Below are 6,523 nucleotides of genomic sequence, written 5' to 3'. Positions count from 1 at the left end.
ACTAGGACGAGGACCGGCCCGGTGTCGAGCAGCCATGAGGCGAGGCGTCGCATCGTTACCCCCTTTCGTTAGGCGTTGAGCAGTTCGGACAGGTCGGCCCCGTCCCGGTCGGGCCGGACGATGTCGGCCCAGTCGGGGGTGAGGTGGGCGTAGGTGCGGGCGGCGTGTTCGGCAGTGTGCTCGGCGACGTAGAAGGAGCGGGCGCGGTACCACTGGCCGTCCTGGGAGGCGACGATCGCGACGCCGGGTGTCTCGGCGGGGATCGCACGCGCGGAGACCAGGGCGGCGGGGTCGAGGTCGCCGAGCGTCATGGTCGCGGTCTCGGGGTCGTTGACCCGGTGGCAGATCCGCCCCGAACACTGGGCACGCAGAGCGGTGACACCGGGGCCGAGGTCGGAGCCGATTCGCTGGCCGGAGCAGAACAGGTAGATGCCGAACGCCCGCCCGAGCTGGGCCACTCGCAGCAGCGCGGTCGAGGTGTGGGCGATCTCGTCTTTCTCGGACTTGTCGGCCATCAGGTACAGCTCGGCCAGCTCATCGACCAGCACCACGACCGGGACCGGCCGCACCCCCGGTGGCAGTTGCCAGATGTTGCGGGCGCCGGCCGTACGGCACAGCCCCATCCGGTCGACCATGAGAGCCACCAGGTCATCCAGCAGGGTCCCGCTTTCGGCCCGTGTGGTGGCCAGGGCCGACAGGCGGGGGGCGTACGGGGTGAACTCGACGCCGCCTTTGAGGTCGATGCCGACCAGTGCGACCGGTTGCGGGGCCAGCCCGACCAGCAGGGCGTTGGCGAGGTTGGACTTGCCCGACTGGGTGGCGCCCGCGTTGATCCAGTGCGGGACCGTGCGGAAGTCGATCGTCCACAGCCCGCCGGTCTCCAACCGCCCCACGTGCACGGTGAGAAGGTCGCCCGAGGTCGGGAGGTGGTCGAGCCGGACGAGTGGGTCCCGCACGGTGGCGGCCAGGGCCACGCGGCCGGGCCGAGGGGAGGAGACGCGTACGGCGTGGACACCCCAGGAGTGCGCGAGCCGTTCGGCGGCCTGGGCGTAGTCGGCGGGGATCTGTCCTTCGAGGGTATGGATGGTGACGCGCCAGCCGTGCCGGGTTGGGAGCGGTAGCCACATGAAGGGCTTGGTGTCGACCGCGACTCGCTGGAAGCGCCGCCGTACCTTGACGAGCCCGGTGGAGGCGATCGCGCCGGGGACGACGGTGAACCACCAGCGTTGCCGCTTCTTGGTCAGGCCGCAGCCGAGGGCGACTTTGCGCCAGGTCGCCCAGATCGTGACGGCCATCAGCGGAAAGCCGACGAGCAGCCAGTACGACTGGTAGTGCAGGTGGCGCCAGGCCCACAGGCCGGCCGCCGAGGCGGCCAGGCCCGCGAGCAGTACGACCAGGGCGTCACGCATGGGCGCTCACGCCCGCCGGGACGATGGAGCTGGCCCGGTAGCTGATGCCCCAGCGGGCCTCGCCGCCCCGGGACATCTCCCAGACGTAGCCGACCAGGCCGATCGGGGTGACGTCCTGTCCGGCGGCGACCTGGGGTTCGCCGGAGGTGCCGACCTTGACGAGTTCGATCCGGCCGAACTCGTCTTCCACCGACAGGACGATCTCGTAGACGGTGTTGCCGTTCTTGTCGGTCTTGATCTCGCCGGTGTCGGCGTTGAGGACGCGCGGGCGGGGTGCGCGGACGCAGACGAACTGGAGCTTGGTCACGTCGACCGGGATGGGAATGGTGCGCATGTGTGGACCTCCTTAGTGTCGTGGCCAACATAGTTAGCTAGGTTGTCCTGGTTGTCAATGTTCTCTCGGTTGGCTTGGTCGTGCTGCTGTGCTGAGATAAGGGGCGATGGTCAAGAAGACGGGACGGCCCGGTTACCTCCAGATCGCCGACGATCTGCGCGAGCAGATCCGCGGCGGATCTCTGCCGCCCGGCGCGCCGTTGCCGTCGACCGCCCAGCTCGCGACCCGGTACGACGCCTCACTGAGCGTCGTGAAACTCGCGGTCGGGATCTTGCGGAACGAGGGCCTGGTCATCGGCCAGCAGGGCAAAGGCGTGTTCGTCCGGGAAGACGTCCCGGACGCGGCGCACGCGTCGGCGGACTTGGCGAGTGAGGTCATCGAGCTACGCACCGCCGTACGGGACCTGTCGGAACGTCTCGCGCGGGTCGAAGCGACGTTGTCTCAGCGATCCGAGACGTAGGCCCGCCGTTCCGGACGTGTAACCCGGTGACGTGCCGGGCCAGGCGCGCCGAAGGGTCACCACAGGCGGCACCGCGGAACATGGCCTTGTCCTCCCGCTTCATACCGACCGAGACCGTTACGAAGCCGACGGCGATGACCGCGCTGAGCGCCAGGGCGATGATCAGGGGCAGCGTGCTCATGACCAGCTCACCCCCACGGCGGCGGCGCCGAGCGGGCCGCGCGGGGGACGCCGGGTGATGGCGTGACGCCTGGCCGCCCTGCGGCGGGCGATCTGACGCCGGGCCCACCGGTCACGAGCCAGGCACTTGCAGCAGCGGGTCTGCCCCTCCTCCAGCAGTGCCCCGCACTCGCAGCCGGGCACCTCCTCCGGCGTGGTGATCGTGGTGTCTGTCATGATCTGTTCTCCTTTCGTCGCAGGTCGTGGTGCGTTGTGACACCGAGAGTGCGGGAGAAGGGCAGGACGAGATCACTACACGACGGGACATGTTCAAGACGTCCCGTCTACGATTGCCACGTCCCTGGACGTCCCGACGCGGCAGGTGAGATGGCCAACGAGCGACTACGCGCGGCCCTGCTGGAGCGGGGGGTGAGCATCGCCGACCTGGCGGAAGCCATCGCCGTGGACCCCAAAACCGTCGAGCGGTGGATCACCAAAGGCCGCGCACCCTACCGAAAGCACCGGTACGCCGTCGCCGCCCACCTCGGAATGGACGAGGGCTACCTGTGGCCGGAGGCCCTGACGCGGGAACAGGTCGCCTCCGCCTCCGAAAGCGAGATCGTCACCGTCTACCCGCACCGCTGGGCCGTCCCCCGGGACGCCTGGGGACGTCTGTTCGCCCAGGCCCAGGAGGAGATCGGCATCCTCGTCTACAGCGGACTGTTCCTCGCTGACGACGCGGGCATCGTGCGCATGCTCGGCGAGAAGGCCAGCGCCGGAGTCCGGGTGCGCATCCTGCTCGGCGACCCCGACAGTCCCGAGGTCGCCCAGCGCGGCACAGACGAGGGCATCGACGACGGCATGGCCGCCAAGATCCGCAACGTCCTCGTCCTCTACCGGCCCATCCGCGGCCTCGCCGAAGTGGAGATCCGTCTTCACCGCACGGTGCTGTACAACTCCATCTACCGCGGGGACGACCAACTCCTCGTCAACACCCACGTGTACGGCACGCCCGCCGGCAACGCCCCCGTCCTGCACCTACGCAAGGTCGTAGGCGGGGACATGGTCACCACGTATGTCGACAGTTTCGAGCGGGTGTGGGAGCAGGCCACGGCAATAGACACGTGATCAGCTCGAGCCAGTTGGACTGATGGACGAGCGTCGATGCGCGGGCTCAGTCGGCTGGTTGCCGCAGCCGCCGACGAACACGCTCGATTCGGGCCGCGTCCCGTTTTCGGCTTCCGCCTGAGAGATTCATGCGGCGCCGAAGGGTGAGCTGTACGACCTTGCCAAGCGGGGCATCCGGGAACTTCTTCCAAGACTTGGGCCGCTTTCTCAGCAACCGCTCCTCGCCGACAGCTGCGATGCCTACATCTACTACGCCTTCGGCTGCTTTGAGAACTTGACTTGTGAGCCGCCGGTTGGCGCGATGCGGCCTTTTCTTACTTAGGCGAATGTTCTTGCGGGAGCTCTTGTCGTTCTCGCCGTAGTCATTGCGGCGGTCCTTGGCGTAGCTCAGCCGCTTCTTCTCCTGCGGACTTCTGCGCCTCACGTGCCGCTCCTTGAAACGATCGCCTACCCACCTCTGCTGAAGTTGTCCGGACTGGGGCAATCGTATCGAGCGATCAGTAAGGGGTCGACGCCATGAGACACGGCTGCGATCTCCGCCACGGACAAGGAACGCGAGCAGGAGGGCCGCCGGTAGAGTCGTGATCGTGGCCCGCCGGATCGACTACTACGACGACCCTGACGCTCCCAAGCCGAACAGTCTCGTCCCGTCCGTCAACGTCGTCGTCACCAATGACGCCGGGGACATCCTCATGATCCGCCGCAGCGACAACGACAACTGGGCCGTCCCCGGCGGCGCCATCGACCTCGGCGAATCCCTCCCCCAAGCCGCCATACGCGAGACCCTCGAAGAGACCGGCATCACCTGCGAGATCACCGGCATCGTCGGCACCTACACCGACCCCAAGCACGTGATCCTCTACACGTCCAATGGCGAGGCCCGCCAGGAGTTCTCCATCGTCCTCACCGCCCGCGCCATCAGCGGCGAGCCGACGCCGAGCAGCGAGTCGACCGAGGTCCGGTGGGTCCCGCGTGACCAGGTCGCGGTCCTGCCGATGGACCGGTCGATGGCCCTTCGCATCGGCCACTACCTCGCCGGAAACGGGCAGCCGTATATCGGTTGAAGAGCCCTGTGTACGGCCTGAGATTGTCGGATAAGGCCGATACAGTCCCGCCCATGAGCTACGACCTGCATTTCCTCAACCGACAGCCGGGCCAGTCCTGGGATGACGCTCTGGAGGCGCGCGAGGAGGAGCACGAAGGAGACCTGCCCTTGGACGCCGAAGTGTGGGACAGGATCGTCTCCCGTGTTCGCAGCGTCCTTGGAGAGGTTGCCGTCTTCGAGAACCAGCCCGTCTGGGAGATCGATCACGAGTCGACCGGCATCCAGTTGTCCTACTGCGAGGGACAGTGGGACCTCAGCGTCCCCTACTGGACGCATGGGGAGGCCGCCGCTCACGTCGTTCGTACGTTGCGCGCTGTGGCGGCGATCATCGAGCAGGAGACCGGGCTCGAATGCTACGACCCTCAGCTCGAACGGCCATTTTCGGACATCGAGTCCGCGGATACGGCGAACTCGGTCGCGATGTTCGACCAGGTGGCCGAGATGTTCGGCCGGGCATAGCGTCTCAGCTCGCTAACGCTGTTGGCCGGTTCAGGTCTGTTGCGTACGCAAGGCGATCTCGACCGCCTGCACCGCGGCCAAGATGCACGGTGTTGATGCGGTTATCGAGCGGCTGACCAAATGCTCGGGGCCGTAACGAGAGTGGATTTCTGCCAGGCGCTCGGTGACGTCGAGGTGCCGGCCGTCGGGGCCGGTGGTCATGTCGCAGTAGGTCAGCGCGTCGGCCAGATCTTGCCGCTCGGGAGGGAACTCGGCGGTCAGCACGTCGATCAGGTGGCGTTCGGTCGCCTCGTTGACGGCGCAGGAGTGATGAGCGACCAGGCGGCACAGGCGCTCGTCGGCGCCCGCCACATCGCGTAGGTAGCGCGCGCCGTCGAGGGGGTGAAACCCGGTGTCAACCAGCTCAGGGGAGTAGCCCACGTCGTGGAGGTAGGCGGCGGCGATCAGCCTGTCGGCCTCGTCGCCGAGGATCGGGGCCAACGACGCGGCGCGTAAGGCGACCCCTTGCGTGTGCGCCCACCGCCGGGGAAGCGGCGCCTCCAACAGACGTCGGGCCAGTTCGCGCGCCCACTCAGCTTGTCCCACGACACGACGATAGGGGCACCAGGTACCGGCGCCCCTACTCCCCGCGCGCAGACGTCCTAGGACGTCTCCGGTGTGGTGCGGACGAATCGCCCCTTGCCTTGGATCGACACGACCAGCCCTTCGCGTTCCAGTTGGGCGAAGGCCATACGGACGGTGTTGCGTGACGCCGCGTACAACCAGCGCAGCTCTGCCTCACTCGGCAGAGCAGCCCCAGGTCCGAACTCGCCCCGCTCGATCCGCTCCCGTAAGGCCCCCGCAATGACCTGGTACCGGTAGGGAACAGCCGCCGGTCCGCCATCGGCGGACAGCACGATCCGCCCCAGGGATGGGACGGTCACGATCAACCGTTCGTCCTCCAAGGTCCGGCATGCTCGGCGGACGGTGTTGCGCGCGACCCGGAACTCCGCCGCCAGGACCGTCTCCGATGGCAGCGCGGTCCCCGGCGGGTAGGTGCCGGTGGTGACGCGGTCCCGGAGCCGGTCGGCGATCTGCCGGTACACTTGCCCGCCGGTCAGCCAGCCGTCGCGCATCTCACATGCGATCCGCATGGAGAACTTTGCTGAGGTCGACGTGGAGCTCTCCTTGTTCCCCCTCGTGCCAGCCGACCCGTGCGGCCCGCTCGATTGCGTCGGCCGCCGGGCCGATGCGCAGGCATGAGACGCGCTCGTCGTGCTGGTCGCCCCAGTAGAACCACAAGAACGCGAGATGGACGTAGACGCGCCGCGTCCTCAAACAGCTGTCGGTCACGTCCAAGGCCGGCTGGTCCTTCTGGTCCACGATGAACACCGCGGTGATCCCACGCGACTCCAGATGAGCAATGCTTAGAACCTGTGGATCTTCAGGGAAGGGGTGTACCTTCCCGATGATCATGTAGGTCTCATGCG

The 6,523-nt window shown here is 67.4% G+C and carries 11 protein-coding genes; 4 read left to right on the top strand and 7 right to left on the bottom strand.

What is annotated here, in order from left to right; translation table 11 throughout:
- Positions 1-68 precede the first annotated feature (68 nt).
- Complete coding sequence (locus tag HCK04_RS39805; protein WP_142652696.1) at positions 69-1,409, bottom strand: FtsK/SpoIIIE domain-containing protein; 1,341 nt, start codon at positions 1,407-1,409, stop codon at positions 69-71.
- Positions 1,402-1,743 (bottom strand): hypothetical protein, encoded by a 342-nt coding sequence (locus HCK04_RS39800; RefSeq protein ID WP_142652695.1) that lies wholly within the window; start codon positions 1,741-1,743, stop codon positions 1,402-1,404. Before HCK04_RS39800 ends, HCK04_RS39805 begins: the two co-directional genes overlap by 8 nt.
- Before the next feature lie 106 nt (positions 1,744-1,849).
- Between HCK04_RS39800 and HCK04_RS39795 the strand changes: the two genes are divergently transcribed.
- Positions 1,850-2,203: a winged helix-turn-helix domain-containing protein gene (locus HCK04_RS39795; protein ID WP_142652694.1), complete on the top strand. Its 354-nt coding sequence runs from the start codon at positions 1,850-1,852 to the stop codon at positions 2,201-2,203.
- A gap of 177 nt (positions 2,204-2,380) precedes the next feature.
- On the opposite strand, the gene HCK04_RS39790 is transcribed toward HCK04_RS39795, so the two are convergent.
- Positions 2,381-2,599 (bottom strand): hypothetical protein, encoded by a 219-nt coding sequence (locus HCK04_RS39790; RefSeq protein WP_142652692.1) that lies wholly within the window; start codon positions 2,597-2,599, stop codon positions 2,381-2,383.
- Positions 2,600-2,749: 150 nt separating this feature from the next.
- On the opposite strand from HCK04_RS39790, the gene HCK04_RS39785 reads away from it, so the two are divergent.
- A complete protein-coding gene (locus tag HCK04_RS39785) occupies positions 2,750-3,490 on the top strand; it encodes an XRE family transcriptional regulator (RefSeq protein ID WP_142652691.1) in 741 nt (246 codons plus the stop codon).
- A 46-nt stretch (positions 3,491-3,536) separates the two neighbouring features.
- On the opposite strand, the gene HCK04_RS39780 is transcribed toward HCK04_RS39785, so the two are convergent.
- A complete protein-coding gene (locus HCK04_RS39780) occupies positions 3,537-3,914 on the bottom strand; it encodes a hypothetical protein (RefSeq protein WP_142652690.1) in 378 nt (125 codons plus the stop codon).
- Between the two features lie 163 nt (positions 3,915-4,077).
- On the opposite strand from HCK04_RS39780, the gene HCK04_RS39775 reads away from it, so the two are divergent.
- Complete coding sequence (locus HCK04_RS39775) at positions 4,078-4,554, top strand: NUDIX domain-containing protein (RefSeq protein WP_142652689.1); 477 nt, start codon at positions 4,078-4,080, stop codon at positions 4,552-4,554.
- A 53-nt stretch (positions 4,555-4,607) separates the two neighbouring features.
- Positions 4,608-5,054, top strand: a complete 447-nt coding sequence (locus HCK04_RS39770) for a hypothetical protein (RefSeq protein ID WP_142652688.1) — start codon at positions 4,608-4,610, stop codon at positions 5,052-5,054.
- A gap of 30 nt (positions 5,055-5,084) precedes the next feature.
- Here the strand turns inward: HCK04_RS39770 and HCK04_RS39765 are convergent, their stop codons facing one another.
- From HCK04_RS39765 to HCK04_RS39755, 3 genes are all read right to left on the bottom strand, one after another.
- Positions 5,085-5,639, bottom strand: a complete 555-nt coding sequence (locus tag HCK04_RS39765) for an HD domain-containing protein (protein ID WP_142652687.1) — start codon at positions 5,637-5,639, stop codon at positions 5,085-5,087.
- Positions 5,640-5,695: 56 nt separating this feature from the next.
- Positions 5,696-6,169 carry a winged helix-turn-helix domain-containing protein gene (locus HCK04_RS39760; protein WP_142652686.1) on the bottom strand — a complete coding sequence of 158 codons (474 nt, stop codon included), beginning with the start codon at positions 6,167-6,169 and terminating at the stop codon, positions 5,696-5,698.
- A 1-nt stretch (position 6,170) separates the two neighbouring features.
- A partial coding sequence (locus tag HCK04_RS39755) for a hypothetical protein (protein ID WP_205831277.1) occupies positions 6,171-6,523 on the bottom strand: 353 nt, incomplete at its 5' end.

It is taken from the genome of Microbispora sp. CL1-1 (assembly GCF_012034195.1).
GTDB lineage: Bacteria > Actinomycetota > Actinomycetes > Streptosporangiales > Streptosporangiaceae > Microbispora.
The sequence above is the reverse complement of the archived record's forward strand: the minus strand, read 5'-3'. Positions and strand labels throughout refer to the sequence as shown.

Excerpts from the sequence above, each read along its gene's own strand:
- HCK04_RS39805 (WP_142652696.1), bottom strand. The coding sequence starts at position 1,409 with ATGCGTGACGCCCTGGTCGTACTGCTCGCGGGCCTGGCCGCCTCGGCG.
- HCK04_RS39770 (WP_142652688.1), top strand. The coding sequence starts at position 4,608 with ATGAGCTACGACCTGCATTTCCTCAACCGACAGCCGGGCCAGTCCTGG.
- HCK04_RS39785 (WP_142652691.1), top strand. The coding sequence starts at position 2,750 with ATGGCCAACGAGCGACTACGCGCGGCCCTGCTGGAGCGGGGGGTGAGC.
- HCK04_RS39790 (WP_142652692.1), bottom strand. The coding sequence starts at position 2,599 with ATGACAGACACCACGATCACCACGCCGGAGGAGGTGCCCGGCTGCGAG.
- HCK04_RS39800 (WP_142652695.1), bottom strand. The coding sequence starts at position 1,743 with ATGCGCACCATTCCCATCCCGGTCGACGTGACCAAGCTCCAGTTCGTC.
- HCK04_RS39795 (WP_142652694.1), top strand. The coding sequence starts at position 1,850 with ATGGTCAAGAAGACGGGACGGCCCGGTTACCTCCAGATCGCCGACGAT.
- HCK04_RS39760 (WP_142652686.1), bottom strand. The coding sequence starts at position 6,169 with ATGCGCGACGGCTGGCTGACCGGCGGGCAAGTGTACCGGCAGATCGCC.